Annotated in this window: 15 protein-coding genes and 3 pseudogenes; 8 read left to right on the top strand and 10 right to left on the bottom strand. The window is 59.9% G+C overall.

Features of this window, described 5'->3' with window-relative positions:
- Window positions 1-4: 4 nt before the first annotated feature.
- The gene (locus tag E8M77_RS06270) at window positions 5-727 is read right to left on the bottom strand and encodes an LrgB family protein (RefSeq protein WP_137129775.1); all 723 of its coding nucleotides are present in this window, start codon (window positions 725-727) and stop codon (window positions 5-7) included.
- The gene (locus tag E8M77_RS06265) at window positions 727-1,095 is read right to left on the bottom strand and encodes a CidA/LrgA family protein (protein WP_137129774.1); all 369 of its coding nucleotides are present in this window, start codon (window positions 1,093-1,095) and stop codon (window positions 727-729) included. Before E8M77_RS06265 ends, E8M77_RS06270 begins: the two co-directional genes overlap by 1 nt.
- 282 nt (window positions 1,096-1,377) lie before the next feature.
- Between E8M77_RS06265 and E8M77_RS06260 the strand changes: the two genes are divergently transcribed.
- On the top strand, window positions 1,378-1,881 hold the full coding sequence (locus E8M77_RS06260; protein ID WP_170975769.1) for a histidine kinase: 504 nt from the start codon (window positions 1,378-1,380) through the stop codon (window positions 1,879-1,881).
- Between the two features lie 150 nt (window positions 1,882-2,031).
- Window positions 2,032-3,165, top strand: a complete 1,134-nt coding sequence (locus E8M77_RS06255) for a DUF4118 domain-containing protein (RefSeq protein WP_137129773.1) — start codon at window positions 2,032-2,034, stop codon at window positions 3,163-3,165.
- Between the two features lie 4 nt (window positions 3,166-3,169).
- Here E8M77_RS06255 and opgC read toward each other — a convergent pair whose 3' ends face one another.
- Together opgC and E8M77_RS06245 are read right to left on the bottom strand one after the other, a co-directional pair.
- The gene (gene opgC / locus E8M77_RS06250; RefSeq protein ID WP_137129772.1) at window positions 3,170-4,390 is read right to left on the bottom strand and encodes an OpgC domain-containing protein; all 1,221 of its coding nucleotides are present in this window, start codon (window positions 4,388-4,390) and stop codon (window positions 3,170-3,172) included.
- Window positions 4,391-4,570: 180 nt separating this feature from the next.
- Window positions 4,571-8,074, bottom strand: a complete 3,504-nt coding sequence (locus E8M77_RS06245; protein WP_137129771.1) for a PAS domain-containing hybrid sensor histidine kinase/response regulator — start codon at window positions 8,072-8,074, stop codon at window positions 4,571-4,573.
- Window positions 8,075-8,280: 206 nt separating this feature from the next.
- Between E8M77_RS06245 and mscL the strand changes: the two genes are divergently transcribed.
- From mscL to galE, 3 genes are all read left to right on the top strand, one after another.
- Window positions 8,281-8,703 carry a large conductance mechanosensitive channel protein MscL gene (gene mscL, locus E8M77_RS06240; RefSeq protein ID WP_137129935.1) on the top strand — a complete coding sequence of 141 codons (423 nt, stop codon included), beginning with the start codon at window positions 8,281-8,283 and terminating at the stop codon, window positions 8,701-8,703.
- Between the two features lie 103 nt (window positions 8,704-8,806).
- A complete protein-coding gene (locus E8M77_RS06235; RefSeq protein WP_137129770.1) occupies window positions 8,807-9,973 on the top strand; it encodes a pyridoxal phosphate-dependent aminotransferase in 1,167 nt (388 codons plus the stop codon).
- A gap of 178 nt (window positions 9,974-10,151) precedes the next feature.
- A complete protein-coding gene (gene galE, locus E8M77_RS06230; protein ID WP_137129769.1) occupies window positions 10,152-11,183 on the top strand; it encodes a UDP-glucose 4-epimerase GalE in 1,032 nt (343 codons plus the stop codon).
- A 101-nt stretch (window positions 11,184-11,284) separates the two neighbouring features.
- On the opposite strand, the gene E8M77_RS06225 is transcribed toward galE, so the two are convergent.
- Entirely contained in the window at window positions 11,285-11,758 is a 474-nt protein-coding gene (locus E8M77_RS06225) for a chemotaxis protein CheW (protein ID WP_137129768.1), read from the bottom strand.
- Window positions 11,759-11,999: 241 nt separating this feature from the next.
- On the opposite strand from E8M77_RS06225, the gene E8M77_RS06220 reads away from it, so the two are divergent.
- The 3 genes from E8M77_RS06220 (at window position 12,000) to E8M77_RS06210 (ending at window position 14,959) form a co-directional block, all read left to right on the top strand.
- Window positions 12,000-12,587: a YigZ family protein gene (locus tag E8M77_RS06220; RefSeq protein WP_137129767.1), complete on the top strand. Its 588-nt coding sequence runs from the start codon at window positions 12,000-12,002 to the stop codon at window positions 12,585-12,587.
- Window positions 12,588-12,693: 106 nt separating this feature from the next.
- Complete coding sequence (locus E8M77_RS06215; protein WP_137129766.1) at window positions 12,694-14,133, top strand: DUF6880 family protein; 1,440 nt, start codon at window positions 12,694-12,696, stop codon at window positions 14,131-14,133.
- Window positions 14,105-14,959: a calcium-binding protein gene (locus E8M77_RS06210; protein ID WP_170975768.1), complete on the top strand. Its 855-nt coding sequence runs from the start codon at window positions 14,105-14,107 to the stop codon at window positions 14,957-14,959. Before E8M77_RS06215 ends, E8M77_RS06210 begins: the two co-directional genes overlap by 29 nt.
- A gap of 265 nt (window positions 14,960-15,224) precedes the next feature.
- Here E8M77_RS06210 and E8M77_RS06205 read toward each other — a convergent pair.
- The 5 genes and pseudogenes from E8M77_RS06205 to E8M77_RS06185 all read right to left on the bottom strand — a co-directional run.
- Window positions 15,225-16,351, bottom strand: a pseudogene (locus tag E8M77_RS06205) (IS91 family transposase).
- A 4-nt stretch (window positions 16,352-16,355) separates the two neighbouring features.
- A pseudogene (locus E8M77_RS06200) lies at window positions 16,356-16,796 on the bottom strand (tyrosine-type recombinase/integrase); the annotation flags it as partial.
- Between the two features lie 136 nt (window positions 16,797-16,932).
- Window positions 16,933-17,688, bottom strand: a complete 756-nt coding sequence (gene istB, locus E8M77_RS06195) for an IS21-like element helper ATPase IstB (protein WP_137129764.1) — start codon at window positions 17,686-17,688, stop codon at window positions 16,933-16,935.
- A 12-nt stretch (window positions 17,689-17,700) separates the two neighbouring features.
- Window positions 17,701-19,212 (bottom strand): IS21 family transposase, encoded by a 1,512-nt coding sequence (istA, locus tag E8M77_RS06190; protein ID WP_137129934.1) that lies wholly within the window; start codon window positions 19,210-19,212, stop codon window positions 17,701-17,703.
- Window positions 19,213-19,385: 173 nt separating this feature from the next.
- A pseudogene (locus tag E8M77_RS06185) lies at window positions 19,386-19,829 on the bottom strand (phage integrase N-terminal SAM-like domain-containing protein); the annotation flags it as partial.
- Window positions 19,830-20,156: the final 327 nt, after the last annotated feature.

The raw sequence follows: 20,156 nt of genomic DNA, 5'->3' as shown, positions 1-20,156 counted from the left end.
TCGCTTACGAACCGAGAAGCAGGTGGGCTGCCAGCGGCACGATCAGCGAAGTGGCGATGGCGTTCAGGGCCATGGCAATGCCGGCAAACAGGCCGGCCGTCTTGTCGACTTCATAGGCGCGGGCCGTGCCGATGCCATGCGAGGTCAGGCCCACGGCAAAGCCGCGCGCGGCATAATCGCGAATGCCCATGCGGTTCATCAAGGGCGTTACGATCAGCGCGCCGATAATGCCGGTGAGGATCACCAGCACCGCTGTCAGCGAGGGATTGCCGCCGAGCGAGGACGAAATCGCCATGGCCACGCCGGCGGTGGCCGATTTCGGCAGGAAGGACACCATCACGTCGTGCGGCAGACCGACAAGCGTTCCAAGCACAATGACCGAGACAACGGCCACGACGGAACCGACGAGAAGCGCCACCCCAATCGGCGCCAGAACACGCTTCACCTCGTGCCATTGCAGGTAAAGCGGTACGGCAATGGCAACGGTGGCCGGTCCCAGCAGGAAATGCACGAACTGTGCGCCGGCGAAGAACCTTTCGTAAGGGATGTGGAAGAGTGTCATCACCAGCGACAGGAAGAGGATGGAGATCATCACCGGGTTCAACAGCGGGTGTCGCTTCAGCCGCACAGAAAGCTCGACGGCGGCAATCCATGTGCAGACGGTCAGCGTCAGCCAGATCAGCGGCGAGGTGGAGAGATAGACCCAGAGATCGACAGGACTGCGCATCAGGCGCCCCATTTCTTGTCAAAGAAGCGCCGTGCGGCAATGAAGGTCCAGACGGTGGCCGCCAGCGTCACGGCGGCGGACAGAACCAGCACCAAGCCGATGGCACCGGCATGCGCCTGCATCACGCCCCAGAGCGAGACGACGCCGACGCCGGCCGGCACGAACAGCAGTCCGAGATTGGCGAGAAGACTATTCGCCGCTCCTTCCACCTGGGGAAAGGGTGCATAGCCTGCTCGCCGGCCGATCTGCAAAGCAATAAACAGCAGAACCAGGCCGATCACCGGACCGGGAAGCGGCAATTTGGTGAGGAAAACCAGGCTCTCGCCGATCAGTTGGAAAAGAAGGAGGGCTGCAATGCCGCGCAACATGGGAAGGATCTCCGGCAGGTCATGAAAGCACGGAACCTATAGCAAGAACCGCCGATCCGGTATCGCATCCGCGAATGGCAGCCATGCCCTGGCAAGATCTTCCGCAAGAGCGGACCCTTGCCCACGTCCACTGCAAAATAAATCATGTTATTCTGTTTGCAGTTACTAACATTCATCTTGCTGACAGGTGAAAAGTCGTATCTGAGCAAGTGGACGGTGCCGACCGTTCGCCCCGCTATTTGGCCGAAAGGCCGCTTTCACCTCATCCAAAGGACATCACCCGTGAAGAAGATCTTCGCCGCCGCTCTCGCTATTGCCCTGATCCAGCCCTTTGGCGCGTTTGCCGCGTCCAAAACCGTGGTGTTTCCCTCGGATGCGCCCGTTGCCAGTATCGCGATCCCGGAAAGCTGGAGCCCGGAAGAAACCGAAACCGGCATCGAGGCAACCTCGGATGACGGCGCCATCTACCTGTCGATCGATGTCGCGGATGAAAGGACGAGCGACAAGGTGATCGATGATGCCGTCGCCTTCCTGCAGGGCAATGGCGTCAATATCGATGGCTCGACGCAGAAGCAGTCGGAAGACGAGATCAACGGCATGAAGATGGCCAATTTCGATTGGTCCGGCACGGATAAGGACGGCCCGGTCAGCGTCGGCCTCTCGGTCGTCTCGCCCAAGCCCGGCAAGCTTCTGGTCATCACCTATTGGGGCACCAAGGGCGAACAGGAAAAGCATGGCCCGGCGCTCCTGGCCATCATCAACTCGCTGCACCCGGCCGGTCAGTAATCCGTCCATCGCCGCGAGCGTCAGCATGCTCCGGTTCCCGCCCGCAAGTCGGGAGCCGGATATCGGATCAAGTCTATGGAAGCTGCTGCATTCCCTGGCAAACTGCGCTAAATACGATCGCATAAAAATACCAAGGGGAAGGTCGAGTAGATGGTGTCTGAGGGGGAAGCGGCGTCTTCCGTAGAAAAAACGGTTGGAAGACGCAGCGGTATTGCACGCATCGAGGCCCGCGATACCTGGCTTGTGGCGCTCCTGTCACGCCTGCCGGCCTTCCGCTCCACCACCAAGGGCTCCAGCCCTTCGCAGGCCGCCTTTGCCTATGGTATGTCGCTTTTGATTGTCGCCATCGCCGTCCTGATGCGCTTCGTCATCGATCCCTTCCTGCCGCCGGGCTTCCCCTATCTCACCTTTTTCCCGGCCATCATCCTCACCGGCTTTTTCTTCGGCATGCGCCCGGCGATTTTAAACACCATCATCTGCGCGCTGGTCGCGTGGTACTGGTTCGTGCCGCCGGTGGAAAGCTTCGAACTCAACGGCCCCTCCATCACCGCGCTGTCGTTTTTCTTTCTCGTCATCGGCATTGATCTGGGCCTTTTGCAGCTTTTGCTCTCGGCCTATGCCGCGCAGGTGCGAGCCAGGGAAGAGCTGACGGGTCACCTTCAATTGCAGCAGCTTGTCTCTGAAGAGGTGGATCACCGGATGAAGAACCTGCTCGCCACCACCAGCGGCCTGATCTCGCTGTCGCAGCGCTATGCCGCGACACCGAAGGAGCTTGGCAGTCAGCTGCGCCTGCGCATCCAGGCCATGGGCCATTCCATCACCCTGTTGCGTGGCTCCCTGCATGGCGGCAGCGCGGATATGCGCGAAGCCATTCTGGCCGCCGTCGAACCGCTCGGCCTCAATCAGGGGGAGCGGCTGTCGTTTGAAGGGCCACGGCTCAATCTCAGCGGCGCCACGATCATCTCGCTCAGCCTCATCATGCATGAGCTTGGCACCAATGCTTTCAAATATGGCGCGCTTTCGCAGGATGCCGGGCAGATTTCCGTTACCTGGCGCATGGTCAAAGGCGAGGCTCCAGCCGGTGAAATCGATGCGGATCCGATGATCGAACTCGTCTGGCAGGAACGCGGCGGCCCGACCGTCAGCCCTCCCACCCGGCATGGCTTCGGTAATGAGCTGGTACGGCGCATGTCCACCAGTTTTGGCGGCGAATGCAGTTTCGATTTCGCCCCCGAAGGTCTGACGGTGATCTTCCGAATGCGGCCGGAAAACGTGCTGGCCTGATGCGTCAGGCCTGCTTGCCGGCGGGCAGCGTCACCGTCTGCGGCGATGCACCGCTTGAGGATGTGGCAAGCCACTTGTCGCGTTCGCGCCACAGCGCCGGCACGGCAAGCAGGGCAACACAGGTCAGCGCAATGGCCGTCTTGGTCAGTTCAGACAGTTCCGGTGTGCGACCGTCGAGATAGTAGACTCCGTAGACGATGGCGACATGCCAGACATAGACATAGAGCGAATGGCGGCCGAGAAGCTGCAGGAACTTCAGCGATAGGACCCAGATAATCGCATTGGCGATGTTCTGTACCCAGGCTGCCTTGTGTTTCGGCCCGGCAATGATCATCCAGGCAATCAGTGTGGCAGCGGCGACGAAGTTGATGAGGTAGACGGGGCCGAAATCGGCGCGGATCTCCATCGTTGAAAATTTCGCCGCCAGCTCTGCCGGTAGCATGCCATGCGCTGTCAGCAGGCGCAGCGGCAGGAAGAAACCGCAGACGAGCACACAGATCGTCGGGATGAAACTGTTCTGCGGCGAAAAGATCTTCGTCCACTGAATGCGGTCCAGCGCCGTCAGTGCGCCCAGCACCAGACCAGAATAGAACACGATCTGCCAGCCCAGAAGGTTGAACGAGACGCGCACGCCCTGATCATCAGGACGCATGAAGAAGATGTCGATCGGAACGGTGACAAGCTTCTGAAGCCCCAACTGCCCGGCCATCCACAGGATCAGCGATCCGGCCATCACATGCGCCCATTTGCCGTCGAGCACCAGCTTCACCAGTATCGGCGCAAAGATCATGTAGATGATATATTGCGGCAGGATATCCATGAAGGTTGGCTGGTAGATGAAGCTGGCAATCGCTGCCAGCCGCCATGGGTCGTCGAAGGTGGTGTAACCCAGCCAGTTGTACCAGATATAATAGGCGCCCGGCAGCAGCATCTGCGCCGCCAGCACGCAGATCACGATGCCTATTGCATAGCGGTAAAGCTCGAAGGCGCGGGAATAGATCGCCTGGCGACCGGCCGCATAGCCGTTCCTGGCCATCTTGCGGGCATAGACCATGCCGATCAGAAGGCCAGACAGGAACACAAAGCCCTGGGCATCCTCCACGAATGCCAGCTGGTTGTGGTTGATCTGTACCAGCCAGTAGCCGCCGGCGAAAATCATGTGGTTGATCAGCATGAACACGAGGAAATAGCCACGCATGCCGTCAATCAGATCAAAGCGTTTCATCGGTCGCGACTCCGTCCAGCGGACCGATGCCAGTGCTGCGGTCCGTGCTGCCTCTGCGGGCGGGATGTTTGGCGTGTAACGCGGAATAGGCGGCGCGGTTCCGCAAGGCAAGCACATAGCGGATCTGTGCGAATTCACAAACCCGTCATGAACCTGTCGTGGTATGGGATGGAACGCTGCTCACTCGGCGGCGGCGCGCCGTGCACCGGCCACCTGGGTAATATAGGCGCGCAGGGCCGCCGGCTTCACCGGCTTGTGCTGCAGGCCAAGCCCATAGCGTTCCGCCTGGGCACGCACCTCAAGGCTGCGGTCGGCGGTCAGAAGCAGGCCGGGAATGGGGCCGCCAAACAGTGCCCGCAACCTGAGAACCGCCTCTATGCCGGTGCCGTCGTCCAGATGGTAGTCGGCAATGACAATGTCTGGCGCTGCCTCGCGCGTGCCGGCAAGTGCCTCCACGGCAGCAATCGAGCCGGCATGCAGGACCGTGCAGCCCCAGCCGGACAGAAGCAGCACCATGCCATCGACAATCTGCGGCTCGTTGTCGATGCACAGAACACGAAGACCGGACAGTGGCTGCGGCATGGACTTGCCGCTCGGCTCTGCCCGGCTCGTGCGGGGGGCGGCCATGTCGCGCGGCATCCGCACCCTAAACATGGTGCCGCGTCCCGGTGTGGAGGCCAGTTCCACCGGATGCGACAGGACCCGCGAAATGCGATCGACGATGGAAAGACCAAGCCCAAGCCCGGCGGCGGTGCGCGCACCTTCATCCAGGCGGGCGAACTCCTTGAACACCGTCTTGAACTTGGAGGAAGGAATGCCGATGCCGCTGTCCAGAACGTCGATCACCACTTCATTGCCGCGCCGGCGCGCACCGACCAGAACCTTGCCGCTCCTGGTATATTTGATCGCGTTGGACACGAGATTCTGCACCAGCCGGCGCAAGAGCGTCGGATCGGTGCGCACGGTGAGCGAACTGGGCAGCACCTTGAATGTCAGGTTCTTCTCGCGGGCAATCGGGGCAAAATCGGTCTCGATCCGCTGCAGGAATTCGCCAAGCGGTACCGACGACACCCGCGGCTTCATGGCGCCTGTATCGAGCCGCGAGATATCGAGCACTGCACCGAGGATACTCTCCACCGATTCGAGCGCCGAATCGATATTGCGCACCAACTGGCTATTGTCGGAAGCGCCCAGCCGCTCCACCAAAGAGGAGGAATAGAGGCGCGCCGCGTTCAGCGGTTGCAGGATATCGTGGCCGGCAGCGGCAAAGAAGCGCGTCTTGCCATTATTGGCCTCGTCGGCTGCCGCGCGTGCCTCGGCCAAAGCCCGGTTAACGCGTGTCAGTTCCGCCGTGCGCTCCTCCACCCGCTGTTCCAGCGTCTCATTGGCCTGCTTCAGGGCCTGGGCGGCGGCCACGCGGTCCGTCATGTCGGTAAAGGTTGCGACAATGCCATCATCCGGCATGGTGTTGGACCGCACTTCGATGATGCGGGCTCCGCCGTCGAGCACCAGAGAGAAGGGCGTATCGAGCGTCTTGATGCGCCGGATGACGGTCTCGCTCTCCTCGATGGGCAGATGCCCGCGTTCGGTGAGGATCGCCACGATATCGGCCAGCGGATAGCCGACCTGGCCCACCTGTTCCGGCAGGTCGAGCAGGTTACGGAAGCGCCTGTTCCAGATCGCCAGCCGGTCGGAACTGTCGAACACGGCAACGCCCTGGTCCATCTGGGAGAGTGCTGTCTGCAGGATGTCCTGATTATATTGCAGGGCCTCGCTGGCCTGATCGAGAAGCCAGGCCGTATCGGAGCCGGCATCCTCGGCCTTTTGCAGGATCAGCGACAGGACAAGCCGTGCCGAGGATGAACCGATGGCGCTGCCGAGAAGCTGTTCGGAAAAGTGGATCAGTGCCATGTCGGCGGCTTCGTCCTCGCCCAGCTTGCGGCCTGCATTGTGCTCGTAATTGGCAAAGGAGCGCCGCATGCGTTCCTCGCCGAGATAGCGGGCAATCGTCGCCTTCAGGTCGCCGACGCTGACGCGGGTCTTCCAGCCGCGCGTGGCAAATTGCGAGCGCAGATGCCGCTTGACGAAGATACCGGCCTGGATGCGTTCCACCGGACGGGGATTACGCGACAGCGATCCGATGATGAAGGCAGCGCTGTTGACGAGAAGGCTGAGCAGCACGGCATTGACCAGCGGATCGGCCTTCGGGCCGGAAAACATCTGCGTGCCGGGCATCAGGAAATCGAGGATGGCGGCGGCCAGCGCCGAATTGTCCGGGCCGCCAAGGCTCGGCACGAAGAGAAGATAGGCCCAGGCGAAAAAGCCGAGACACATGCCGGCAATGGCGCCGCGCGCATTGGCTCGCCGCCAGAACAGGCCGGCAAACAGGGAGGGCGCGATCTGCGCGACGGCGGCAAAGGCCAGAAGCCCGATGGAGGCAAGCCCGGATTCGCTGTCTGCAGCGCGGTAATAGCCATAGCCCAGCATCAGCACGGCAAAGATCGCCATGCGGCGAATGCGCAGCAAGGTCTTGGCAAAATCATCGCGATGGCCGCCGGCCGTCATCAGCTTGCGGCGCAGGAAGATCGGCATGATGATGTCGTTCGATACCATGATCGACAGGGCGACGGAGGCGACGATGACCATGGCGGTGGCGGCGGAAAACCCGCCGATGAAGGTGATCAACGTGATCAGCGGCATTTCATGCGAAAGCGGCAGTTGCAGCACATAGAGATCCGCGTCGCCGGCGCCACCAAACAGGATGAGGCCGCCGATAGCCACCGGAAGCACGAAGAAATTGATGGCAATCAGGTAGATGGGAAACAGCCAGCCGGCCATTTTCAGTTCGCGCGGCGTGCGGTTCTCCACCACGGTGACATGGAACTGGCGCGGCAAGAGGATGATGGCAAAGCCCGACAGGCCGATCAGCAGCAGCCAGCGCGAGATCGGAGTCTCATAGTTCATCGCCTGTTCAACAAGCGGGCTTTGCGACGCCCTTGCCCAAAGATCAGCCGGACCGTTGAAGATCAGGAACACCACCGTCAGGCCAACGGTGAAGATGGCCACCAGCTTTACCATGGATTCCATGGCAACGGCCAGGATCAGCCCATCCTGATGTTCGGTCGCATCCGCGTGGCGGGTTCCGAACATGACCGCAAAACTGGCCATCATCAGCGTGACGATGAGGGCAAGATCGATGAAATACAGATTGCCGCTGCCAATGCCATATTCGCTCGGATTGACCATGGTGGAAACGGAATTCGAAACGGCCTTCAGCTGCAGGGCGATATAGGGAATGGCACCGACCAGCGAAATGACGGCGACAATCAGCGCGACGGCAGAATTCTTGCCGTAGCGGGCGGCAATGAAATCGGCCACCGATGTCAGTTTCTCTGCCTTGGCAATCTCCACGATGCGCCGCAGAAGCGGCATGCCAAGCGTGAATGCCAGGATCGGCCCGATATAGATGCCGAGGAATTCCAGTCCGCGCTCGGAGGCCAGGCCAACGCCGCCGAAATAGGTCCAGGAGGTGCAGTAGACGGCAAGGCTGAGCGAATAGACGACCGGGCGTCCTTGCTTGGGAACGCCCAAACGCCGGCTTCTGCGGTCGCCATAGCTTGCCACGGCAAACAGCAGGAGCACATAGGCGCAGGCTGACAGCAGGATCATCCAGCCGGGTAGCATATCCCCTCCGCATGCCGGCAGGATCCGGCTTCATTGTGGGTCGATGATAGGGGAAAAGCCGTGCCTTGGAAATCGAAGCCGTCTCGGCAAAAAGTTGAATGGAGAACCACGGCTTCCATGAACCGTCTCTTTCCAAGTCACATGGCTTGGTTATATTAGGCGAAACTTTAGATTAAAAAGCATAGAGCGAGAGGTACGCCATGTCGGTGGTCAGCGAATTCCGGTCTTTCATAGCCAAAGGCAATGTTGTCGATCTGGCGGTGGGTATCATTATCGGCGGCGCTTTTACCGGCATCGTGAATTCCATTGTCAATGATGTGGTGATGCCCGTCGTCAGCGTCATCATTGGCGGTATAGATTTCTCCAACTACTTCATCGGGCTGAATTCCAACGTCACCGCAACGACGCTGGCTGCCGCACGTGAACAGGGCGCCGTGTTTGCCTATGGCAACTTCCTGACGGTGATCATCAACTTCCTGATCCTGGCCTGGATCATCTTCCTGATGGTGAAGGCTGTGAACCGCATCCGCCTCACCGAGGAGAAGAAGCCGGCTGACGCCACACCCGCGCCGCCGCCGGCCGATGTGCAATTGCTCACCGAAATCCGCGATCTCCTGAAAACCCGCTGACCGGTTGGGTGATCCATCACCAAATTCGATCAGGCGCTCACCGAATGTCATGGGATTTCGGCGCGTGCCTGATTTATGAAGGCGGCAGATGGAGATTTGCAGCATGACCCTCAAGAACAGTCTTAGCGCCCGTGCGCTTGCCGCCCCGCAAAGCGGTATCGTCGAACTGGTGAACTATGCCCGCGGCCGCGAAGGCCTCATTCCGCTCTGGGCGGGTGAGGGAGACCTGCCAAGTCCGGATTTCATCAACCAGGCCACCAAGGATTCGCTGGATGCCGGCGAAACCTTCTACACATGGCAGCGTGGCCTGCCGGAATTGCGCCAGGCACTGTCGCGCTATTACGAGCGTCATTTCTCCGTCACACTGCCGATCGATCATTTCTTCGCCACCAGTTCGGGCATGCATGCCATTAATCTCTGCGTCCAGGCCGTCAGCGCGCCGGGCGATGAGATCGTCTACCTGTCGCCCAGCTGGCCGAACATCGTTGCCGCCATCGGCATCGCCGGCGGCAAGGCCGTGCCGGTGCCGGTGGATTTCGTCGGTGGCGGCTGGTCGCTGGATATCGCCAAGCTGGAAGCGGCGATTACGCCGCGCACCAGGGCGCTGTTCATCAATACGCCCTCCAACCCGACGGGCTGGACGGCAACCGAAGACGATCTGAAGGCCATTCTGGCGCTTGCCCGTCGCCATGGACTGTGGATCATCGCCGACGAGATCTACGCGCTCTATTACTATCACGGGCCGCGTGCGCCCTCCTTCATGGATATCCAGCAGGCAGACGACCGTATCCTTTACGCCAATTCCTTCTCGAAGAACTGGTCGATGACCGGCTGGCGCGTTGGGTGGATTGTTGCGCCGCCAGAGATCGGCCAGGTGCTGGAAAACCTCATCCAGTATTCAAGCTCCGGCCTGACGCCCTTCATGCAGCGCGGCGCGATTGCCGCCCTCGACAAGGGCGATGATTTCATGCGCGCCAATATCGAGCGGGCCCGCACCTCGCGCGATATCCTCTGTGATGCGCTGATTGCCACCAACCGCGTGCAGACACTGAAGCCCGATGGCGCGCTCTATGCGTTTCTGAAGATCGACGGCATCGATGATCCGCGCAAGGCAGCCTTCGACATCGTCGACAAGACACTGGTGGGGCTTGCACCCGGCACGGCCTTCGGGCCAGGCGGGGAGAGTTTCCTGCGCGCCTGCTTCCTGCGCGACCCTCGGCAGGTGACCGAAGCCGCAGGCCGGCTGGCGGAGTATATTGCCCGTCTTTGACAGGAATTTCCGGCCCTTTCGCTTCCTTTTGGCTCGATGTCGCTACAATTTGAACGAAAGCTGAAATTCTTTATTTTCTACATAAAGAACAATAGCTTACCGGAAAGGCTCCCGGTAAGCACTGATGAACCGGGACGTGGTTCGATGCTGCTCAAGACAAAGAGCAGGGAGCATCGACATGGCAGTTCTGGTAACCGGTGGCGCAGGCTATATTGGCAGTCACATGGTCTGGTCCTTGCTGGACGCAGGCGAGGAAGTCGTTGTTCTCGACCGGTTATCGACGGGCTTCCGCTGGGCAGTGCCCGATGCGGCGCGCTTCTATCTCGGCGATGTAGGCGACCGGGCCATGCTCGAGCGCATTTTCGAGGAAAACCGTATCGATGCCATCCTGCATTTCGCCGGTTCGATCGTTGTGCCGCAATCCATGACCAATCCTCTGGATTATTACGAAAACAACACAGCCAAGACCGCGCTTCTGGCAGATGCCGCCATCAAGGCCGGCATCGAGCATTTCGTGTTTTCCTCCACGGCTGCCGTCTATGGCGATCAGCCGGATGACGGGCCCGTGCGCGAAAACGCCCGTCCGGCACCGAAGAACCCTTATGGCCAGTCAAAGCTGATGTCGGAAATGATGCTGCGCGATGCGGCCTCCGCTCACAAATTCCGCTATGTGGCTCTGCGTTACTTCAACGTGGCGGGCGCCGATTCCAAAGGCCGCACCGGGCTTTCCACGGCAGGTGCCACGCATCTGATCAAGATTGCCTGCGAGGCAGCGCTTGGCAAGCGCAGCGGTGTCGATGTCTATGGCACCGATTACCCGACAGCCGATGGCACCGGGATTCGCGATTATATCCATGTCAGCGATCTTGTGGCTGCGCATTTGAAGGCGCTGGCCTATCTAAGGCTGGGCGGCGAGCCGCTGGTGGCCAATTGCGGCTATGGCCGCGGCTATTCCGTGCTGCAGGTTCTGCAGTCCGTGCAGCGGGTCGGCGGCGGCGGTTTCGAGACCCGGTATGGTCCACGCCGGCCGGGCGATGCAGCCGCCGTGATTGCCGATTCGACGCTGGCGCGACGGCTTCTGGGCTGGGCTCCCCGCCACGATGATCTCGATCATATCGTTTCGACGGCTCTTGCCTGGGAAAATGCGCTCTCGCTGCGCAGCATGGGCGATCTCAACGCCATTCACCGTCGTTTGGCGGCGAATTTCTGATCGACGCGGCAAAGCCTCAGAATGTCAAAATGCCAAAAGGCACCGGCAACAGGCGCGGTGCCTTGATAAGCGAATGGAAGGAGGGGCCTATGGCTGCCGTATCAGGCGACCATGCCCCAATCATCCAGGCCATCGGTGCCGAACATGCGTTCCAGGTTGAGGAAGCAGATCATGCCGCTGTCATGGGCGATAATGCCATCGGAAAAGGCGGAGCTGGATCCGGCAGCGGTGGGAACCGGCTGCAGGCGGTTGCCCGGAATGGTCATGATATCGGAGACCCGGTCCACCAGCAGGCCAACCGTCATGCCCTTGATATCGGCCACCACGATGGCCGAACGCTCGTTGACTTCCGTGTTCGGCATGCCAAGCTTGACGGCGAGATCAACGATCGGGATCACGGTGCCGCGCAGGTTCATCACGCCGATGACTTCATAAGGAGCGTGCGGAAGTGGCGTGACCGGCGCCCAGCCACGAATTTCCCGGATCGATGTGGTGCGCACGCAAAACTCCTGGGAGTGCAGGCGAAACGCGATGATCTCCAGAACTTCATCGCTACTGATTTGCACGGCATTCATCAGAATATCCTCCCAGCGTCGGTTGCGGGTATCGTATCGGGCCTGTTGGCAATGGTTGCATGGGGAGCATGCGCAAAACTGGATTGACCAGGCTGCTGCATCCACCGAACCACTATTGTCCAGTTCCGTCAGGATACGTCTTGTTTACTAATTAAGTATTAGCCGCGAAAACCATAAATTTTACGTGGGCTCGTCCGGCACGCATCTTCGCGGACCAGAGATTATCGGATAAGCGAGACCCATGTTCGCCCTTGCCGCCAGCCATAGTTTTTCCCAGGAGATCAAGCGCAGCCGCTTTCTCGCCACGGCCGGTGCCGTGTCGAGCGAGGAGGAGGCCCGTGCCTTTATCGCTTCGCATTCCATAACAGATGCCAACCACAATTGCTGGGCCTGGCGCATCGGTCAGGCCTATCGCTTCCAAGATGATGGCGAGCCGAGCGGCACGGCCGGCAAGCCGATTCTGCAGGCCATTGACGGGCAGGGGCTCGATCACGTGGCGGTGGTGGTGACGCGCTGGTTCGGCGGCGTGCTGCTGGGCAGTGGCGGGTTGATACGTGCTTATGGCGGGACGGCGGCGCTTTGCCTTCAAGCAGCGGAAAAGACGAAGATCGTACCGAGCATCATGATTGGCCTTGGTCTGTCCTTTGCCGATCTGGCGCTGGTAAAGGCAAGGCTTGGCGCCATAGAGGATGTGCGCCTGATCGAGGAAACCTTCAACGGCCACGGCGCCAAGCTGGCTTTGCATCTGCCGGCGCAGGAGGCAGGTAGCATTCTGCGCCTGGTGGCGGACCTAACGAGCGGCCGCGCCGTGATCGACCGCCCGGATTGACGGCGCTTGAGCCAGAACTTTCGCAAAGCACGCACTTGGTATTGCAGCCAGTGCGGGGTAGTTTCGCTGCAAAGACAAGGGTATCAGGACAGGGTGACGGAACGGGATGGCTGCCAAAACCACGCTCAATGCAAAGAACCTCGAAGCGCTGGGCACCGAGCGGCTGGCCGCATTGCTGATTGAGATCAGCACCGGCAATGCCGCCCATAAACGGCGGCTGCGGCTGGAACTGGCCGGCAGCCAGGGAAGTTTGGAAGTGGCCCGCGAAGTGCGCAAGCGCCTGGTCAGCCTGGCGCGTGCGCGCACCTTCATCGATTGGCGCAAGGTGAAGGGCGTGAAGCTGGACCTCGAAACCCAGCGCAGCACGATCGTCGACACTGTCGCGCCCGGCGATCCGTCTGAGGCCTTCGAACTGATCTGGCAGTTTCTGGCGCTGGCCGAGCCGATCTTCGAGCGCAGCGATGATGGCAATGGCACGCTGATCGAGAGCTTCCATGCAGCCTGCGCCGATGCGGGCAGGCTTGCGCAGTCAGCTGGCCTTGCGCCCCAGGTGCTGGCGGATCGGGTGTTTGCAGCGCTCAGCGGCAATGGCTATGGCCAGTTCGACACGCTGATTGCGCAGATGGCGCAAGCGCTGGGAAGCGATGGCCTTGGCCATTTGCGCCAGCGTCTGCAGGCCTGGGCGGCCGAGCCTGAAGAAAAACTGCCTGACAGCGAGCGTCGCGTGATCGGCTGGGGCAGTTCCGGCCCGGTCTATGAAGACGAGATCTACGGCCGGCATCGGGATAGTACCGTGAAACTGGCGCTGCAGGCGATTGCCGATGCGGAAGGCGATGTGGATGCCTATATCGCCCAGCAATCCAAAGCGAGCCTGCAATCGCCCATGGTGGCAACCGATATCGCCCGCCGGCTGCTGACGGCTGGCCGGTCGAGGGAAGCGCTCGCTGTGCTCGACAAGGCGCGCCCGCGCCCTGGCCATCTCATTCCGTTTGAATGGCAGCAGGCGCGTATCGATGCGCTGGAGGCGGAAAAGCGGCCCGAGGAAGCGCAGGCCTATCGCTGGACCTGCTTTGAGCAGAGCCTTGATGAGGATCATCTGCGCGCCTTTGTGAAGCGCCTGCCGGATTTCGACGATATGGAGGCCGAGGAAAGGGGCTTTGCCTTCGTACAGGCGGCCAAGGATGTGCACCAGGCGCTGGCCTTCTTCCTGCGCTGGCCGCAACCGGCGGAAGCGGCAAAGCTGGTGCTGCGCCGTCGCACAGAGCTGGATGGCGATCTCTACGAGTTGATGAGCGCGGCGGCCGAAACCCTTGCGGAAAAACATCCGCTGGCCGCCACGATTGCGCTGCGCGCCATGATCGATTTTACGCTGCAGACCGCCCGCTCCAGCCGCTACAAGCACGCCGCCCGGCATTTGCTACAATGCACTGCGCTGGAGGCCCATATCAGCGACTTCAACGGTTTGCCGGGCCACGATGCCTATGTTTTGGGCCTGCAACGTGTGCATGGCAAGAAGCATGGCTTCTGGAGTTTGCTCCGAAACTGAAGAGAACTGTACCTTGCCAACCCTGGAAAGATCACTGATTCAGATGCCCCATTCGAGCTTCCTCCAACTTGTTTGTTCAAACTTTGACGACGTACTGACAGCCAGTGCGCTTGGCTCACTCATTGAGGGTGGCGACGGCAACGATTCTGTCCGCGGGGGAGCCGCGGACGACACGATATTTGGCGGCTTGAAGCTTGTGCAAGGCGGCATCTCATCTACTCCAGAGCAGGCAGACACCCTGTTCGGTGGGGAGGGTAACGACATCATTTACGCCTCAGGAAGCAGCGACAATGCAGCCAGCTTGACGGGCAATGACGTTGGCACCGTAATTTATGGCGATGGAGGTAATGATACGGTCTTCGTAACGAACGCAACGGTATACGGTGGGACGGGCAACGATACCATTTCGACCGCTGCGGGTTTTGCCTATGGCGAGGATGGGGATGACACGATCCTGGGTCTCGGAGCGGGCTTCCAGCTTCAAGGGGGGGCGGGCGCTGATAGTTTATACCTGACTTCCGGCCAAGGCTTCGCTGATGGTGGAGAAAATGGAGATCACTATTTCATTGATGGGCCTATGCAGGCCACTATCACCGACTCAGGAAGTGTCGGTACCGACTATGTGTACTTGAACGCAATCGCAGATATCTCAGCTCTGCAATACGTTCGCGATGGGAATGACTTGGTCATATCGACCGTCAGCGATTTCAGTGATGGTACCGCCGAAGCTGGACTTAAAGTTCTTGACTGGTACAACAGTGTAGACAGCATGGAGTGGTTCGTCACGGCAGATGGCGGTAGCATTTCAGGTTCGCATTTCGTGTGAACTTGCGCGTCGGATCACCTAGACTGTTCTGGTGATCCGACGTGTCGGTGGGGCTGGATCGGAGCCCTCAGAGATAGTCCTCTCAGAGAACGATGCTTCACTCGTTCTTCCAGACGTTTCTGACGGCGCAATTCCGCCTGCTTACGCGCGGCGTCGTCGCCCGCAAAGTACTTAAGCCAACGATCGAGCGTGTCCTTCGCCAAGCGATGCACACGGCAATATTCCGTCCGCGTCAGTCCGCTGCGCTGCCAAGCCTCAACGTGAACTACCCAATAGGATTGCCGCGCCTTGCTGGGCATTCGTAGGACTTCCCGCCTTGTGTTTCGCCGGAATGGGCTTGCTCGCCTGGGGGCGATGACTGCCCAAGGAGCATCCTGCACAGAGCGATGCGATCCCGTCGATGACTGTTGGCGAGAAAGCCGAAGTGACGCATGCGGTGGAAGCCGGCGGGAAGCAGGTGTAAGAGAAATCGTCGGATGAACTCGTGAGGATGAATGCTCATGATCTGCTCGCGATCACATCCATTGCGCCGGTAATCTTTCCATCGGAAGGCAACATGGTCATCATCAAGTTCGACGATGCGGCTGTTGGCGATAGCGACGCGATGGGTGTATCGGCCGAGATAGGCGAGCACCTGGTCTGGACCGCCGAAGGGCGGCTTTGCATAGACGACCCATTCGATGCTGCGCGCACATGCTAGATGGCGGGTGAACAAGGCAGCGTCGTTGAGATGGGCGAGGTCATTGAAGAAGCGCAGTTCGCCCTGAGCGAAGGCCTTGGCGAGAGCTGCCAGAAAGAGCCGGCGGAACAGGCGTGACAGCACGCGCACTGGCAAAAAAAGAAGCCCGGTCGACATGCGATCCACGTCGACCTGTCCGGCGAGAGACCTCCACCCGGCACGACGCAATGGACATGGGGATGGTGGGTCATCGCCTGGCCCCATGTGTGAAGCACGGCGGTAACGCCGATCTCGGCGCCCAGCCATCTGGGGTTGGCGGCGATAGTCTGCAGTGTCTCAGCCGAAATCCGCATCAGCAGTGCATACACGACCGCCTTGTTCTGGAAAGCGATCTCGGCGACTGCCGGAGGTAGGGTGAAGACCACGTGGAAGTACGGGACCGGCAGCAGATCGGCGATACGGGCCGCGACCCATTGCTTGCGCGCCGCCCCCTGGCACTTCGGACAATGGCGATTGCGGCAGGAATTATAGGAGACACGTGTCAGGCCACAGTCGTCGCAAGTATCGACGTGACCGCCAAGCTGCGGCGTCCGGCAAGCTTCGACCGCACCCATGACGCGACGTTCGCCGCGGCCAAGGTGACCGGCGTTCTCTCGTCTGTAGGACGCCCCATGCCGCCGCAAGATGTCGGCGATTTCGAAGGCAGAGCGCACCCGACTAATAGCCCGGCGGCGTCACCTCCAGGCGCAATCGGTCGAGCGGGCTCGTCGTAGAGCAGATGGTCTTGTTGGAAACCTGCGTATAGTGGGCCGTGCTCGACAAATGGGCGTGACCGAGCAGAACCTGAATGATGCGGATATCGGTGCCATTCTCCAGAAGATGCGTGGCGAAGGAATGCCGCAACGTGTGCACGGTGACGCGTTTGGAAAGGCCAGTCGCGGTAACTGCTGATCGGCAGGCAGCGTTCAACACTGTCGGCTCGATGGGCTTGCTGGGATCACGTCCCGGAAACAGGAACGATTCTGGACGTGCGAGACGCCAATAACTGCGCAGAATTCCCAGCAACTCCACAGACAGCATGACATAGCGGGCTTTGCTGCCTTTGCCGTGACGGACATGGATCACCATCCGGGAGCTGTCGATATTGCGTATTCCGATGAAGCCGGCCACTGATTCCAATATCAAGCCGGCCAGTCATTCCGATTTCATTCCGGCCGGCGTTCCGATCTGAAGGCGGCCATTTGTCGGACGGATCCTGGGTCTGTTTGATGTTTGGATCTGGTTTCGTGCGACGTCAAGGCTTCGATGCTTCAGGAAGCGCTGGAGCGCGCTGCTTTCTCATGCTTTCACCGGTGAGCTCGATGCGGTAGGCGTTGTGGACAAGGCGATCCAGGATGGCGTCGGCAAGTGTTGGATTTGCGATGATCTCGTACCATCGATCCAGGGGCACCTGACTGGTGACTATGGTCGACCGCCGTTCGTAGCGATCCTCAATGATCTCCAGAAGGTCGCGGCGCTGGTCGTCATTGAGCTTCTCCGGACCCCAGTCATCAAGGATCAGCAGATCGGTCTTGGCGAGCGATTTGAGGATACGGCCATATCTGCCGTCACCCCTTGCCAGCGCAAGGGTGGCAAACAACCTGGGAACGCGATGATAGGCGACGGAGAAATCCTCGCGGCAGGCCTTATGGCCCAACGCGCAAGCAAGCCAACTCTTGCCGATGCCGGCCGGCCCTGTGACGAGCAGACTGTGGTGTTTGCGGATCCAGTCGCAACCGGCAAGCGCCAAGAACAGATTGCGGTCGAGACAACGTGCGGCGCGAAAGTCAGCATTCTCGATCTGCGCATCATGACGTAATTTGGCAGCTCTGGCGCGAGCTTCAAAGCGCTTCTGTTGGCGCACGGTAGCTTCACGCTCCAACAGAATGGCAAGCCACTCTCCATGCTCGAGGCCGCGTGCTTCGGATTGTGCGTCGAGTTCCTGGAAGGCTGTGGCCATGCCTTTAAGACCGAGTTCATGCAGCATGTCGATGGTGGGATTTGTCAGCATCGGTATCTATCCTCAATGAAAGTAGCCTGGGCCACGCAGATTGGCATGGTCGATGATTGCAGACGGTTCGGTGGAGTGTTTTGCGGCTTTATGGTTGGCCAGAAGCGAGGCGATGCTTTTGCAGTTCAAGCCTCCGATCTCGACTGCCCTGGCAGACACGACCTCGGCGCGATCGCGAGTGATATCGCGAAACAACCGCAGAATGCCCAAGCATGTTCGAAAGCCTTGTTCCGGGTGTGGACGGCTGGCGAGAATTGCGATCACCAAACCTTCGGTATTGGGCCCGATGGACGCGCCCCAGCGACGAAAGCGATCGGGCGTCCACTCGGCATATCGCCTGTGGGAGCTGGGCATGTGCTCCGGATCGGTTCCATGTCGAGGACCACCATACCGACGTTGATGGGCAGCGACACGCTTCCCGCGGTGAAAGATCGCGATGGTGCGCGCCGTTGCTCTCAGGTCGACCTGCTGACGGATGAGGCCATGTGGAACGGAATAGAGGAAGGTCTTGTATTCGACGTGATAGTCGATCGAGACACGGACCAATCGCCATTCCGCAAACTCGTAATCGTCACCGGGAAGGCGTGCGAGCGCTGCACGCTCGACATTCTCGAACAATTGCCGACGGCTGACACCAAGGCGACGCATGACATGATCGTTGATGCGATCAAGAGCCTGGCCAATGGCGGCATTGGCCTCTGCCAGCGAGAAGAAGGTCTGATTGCGCAAGCGTCCAAGGATGCAGGACTGGGCGAAACGAACGCCGTTCTCCACCTTGGATTTGTCTTTAGGCCGCCTCGGACGCGCCGGAAGAACACCAACACCGTAATGCGAGGCCATCATGCCGTAACTGCGGTTGATCTCGGGGTCGTAGAAGCTGGCGCGATTGACGCCCGACTTGAGATTGTCGGGAACGATCAGCCGCGGAACGCCCCCGATGAAGCGAAAGAGGCGAACATGCGAGCCGATCCAATCAGGCAGGGTCTGCGTCCATGTCGCTTCCGCATAAGTGAAGCTGGAAGCGCCGAGCACGGCGACGAAGATCTCCGCCTCACGGATCTCACCAGTCGTGCGGTCGACAATCGGTATCTTCTTTCCCGAAGAATCTACAAAGACCTTGTCGCCGGCGGCATGCTCCTGGCGCATCGTCGGAGACAGACGCTGTTCGAAACCCCGGAAAAGCTCACAGAAGCGGCTATATCCATAGCCATCGGGGTTTGAAGCGCGGTATTCCTCCCAGAGGATCAGCAGAGTGACGCCGGGCCTCTTGAGCTCAATGGTGAGTTCGGCCCAGATCGGTTCAGTCCGTCGTCGGGTACCTTGCTTGACCCCGTTGCGGGCGAAAAGCTTTGTCTCCAGCGCATCGTCGGTCAGGTCGCCCGGCAAAGGCCAGCTCAATCCGATCTCCGCCGCTCGCCGCAGATTATCCTGCACCGTGCTGCGCGCTATTCCTAACACGACCGCAATCTCACGGGCGCTGGTCCCGCTTCCGGCAAGCCGCAGCATTTGTCGTAACTGTCTCATGGTCAGCCTTCTCTTTGCCGGCATCGAAATCTCCACGTTGCGCGTGGTTCATTTGATGCCAAAGTTGCTGACCCAGGGGAGTATCCTTCAGTGCCGAAAACCGGCCGATCTTTGATTGGAATCGTGGCCGGCTTCAAATCGGAATGGTGGCCGGCTTCACGTCGGAATCCGCAGTCGATATCATGCACCTTCAACCCACAGACTTCCCCGACCCGCAAACCCGCCGCATAGGCGCATGTCAGCGCCACCCGGGCCTTCAGGCTGGAAACGGCCTCGAGGAATTGAACGACCTCGTCAGCCGACAGAATAACTGGGAGTGTGCGCGGCTTGCGCGCATACGGGATGCGCTCGGGCACATCATTCCGGCCCAACGTGATGCCGTAGAAAAACCTGAGAGCGCAGACGATCTGGTTCAGTGACGCCCAGGATATCCCTGTCGAGACCAGATGAACCTGGAAGGCGTGAACATTGTCAAGATCAAGCCGATCCGGTGACCGATCGAAATAGCGGCTGAACTTCTGGACGGCGTTGATGTAGGATCGCTGGGTTGCCGGAGACAGATTGCGGACCGTTATGTCCTCGATCATCCGGCGGCGAAGAGGGCTAAGCTCAGCCATCTGGACCTCCTGTCTGAAGGGTGGGTTGCAACACCACCATCCAACCAGTCAGGAGGCTCCGTTCAAAGCCTGCCCCCAATCGCCGCGATAGCGGCTTAGTTCAATCGCAGAAATTGAACATGCGGTAATCCGTCCACACCCCCTAGCCGCAGGTCTAGACATAGATCCTCAAATTCAGAGAACTCGTATGCCCGAAATACCCTGCCCAGCATTAGCCGCGCCAGATGGGGGCTCCTTGCCGCTTATACGCGTCCTCATTGACTGCGACTCTTGGGCTTCCCAAACGGCAATGAATCAGAATCTCTGGTGCGAACTGCAAACCGGAGA

It is taken from the genome of Rhizobium sp. FY34, assembly GCF_005222845.1.
Taxonomy (GTDB): domain Bacteria; phylum Pseudomonadota; class Alphaproteobacteria; order Rhizobiales; family Rhizobiaceae; genus Neorhizobium.
This window is presented reverse-complemented; position numbering and strand designations above follow the sequence as displayed.

What these genes read in the sequence shown, in the direction of transcription:
- E8M77_RS06270 (WP_137129775.1), bottom strand. Translation starts at nt 727, where the DNA reads ATGCGCAGTCCTGTCGATCTCTGGGTCTATCTCTCCACCTCGCCGCTG.
- E8M77_RS06265 (WP_137129774.1), bottom strand. Translation starts at nt 1,095, where the DNA reads ATGTTGCGCGGCATTGCAGCCCTCCTTCTTTTCCAACTGATCGGCGAG.
- E8M77_RS06255 (WP_137129773.1), top strand. Translation starts at nt 2,032, where the DNA reads ATGGTGTCTGAGGGGGAAGCGGCGTCTTCCGTAGAAAAAACGGTTGGA.
- opgC (WP_137129772.1), bottom strand. Translation starts at nt 4,390, where the DNA reads ATGAAACGCTTTGATCTGATTGACGGCATGCGTGGCTATTTCCTCGTG.
- E8M77_RS06245 (WP_137129771.1), bottom strand. Translation starts at nt 8,074, where the DNA reads ATGCTACCCGGCTGGATGATCCTGCTGTCAGCCTGCGCCTATGTGCTC.
- E8M77_RS06235 (WP_137129770.1), top strand. Translation starts at nt 8,807, where the DNA reads ATGACCCTCAAGAACAGTCTTAGCGCCCGTGCGCTTGCCGCCCCGCAA.
- galE (WP_137129769.1), top strand. Translation starts at nt 10,152, where the DNA reads ATGGCAGTTCTGGTAACCGGTGGCGCAGGCTATATTGGCAGTCACATG.
- E8M77_RS06225 (WP_137129768.1), bottom strand. Translation starts at nt 11,758, where the DNA reads ATGAATGCCGTGCAAATCAGTAGCGATGAAGTTCTGGAGATCATCGCG.
- E8M77_RS06220 (WP_137129767.1), top strand. Translation starts at nt 12,000, where the DNA reads ATGTTCGCCCTTGCCGCCAGCCATAGTTTTTCCCAGGAGATCAAGCGC.
- E8M77_RS06215 (WP_137129766.1), top strand. Translation starts at nt 12,694, where the DNA reads ATGGCTGCCAAAACCACGCTCAATGCAAAGAACCTCGAAGCGCTGGGC.
- E8M77_RS06210 (WP_170975768.1), top strand. Translation starts at nt 14,105, where the DNA reads ATGGCTTCTGGAGTTTGCTCCGAAACTGAAGAGAACTGTACCTTGCCA.
- istB (WP_137129764.1), bottom strand. Translation starts at nt 17,688, where the DNA reads ATGCTGACAAATCCCACCATCGACATGCTGCATGAACTCGGTCTTAAA.
- istA (WP_137129934.1), bottom strand. Translation starts at nt 19,212, where the DNA reads ATGAGACAGTTACGACAAATGCTGCGGCTTGCCGGAAGCGGGACCAGC.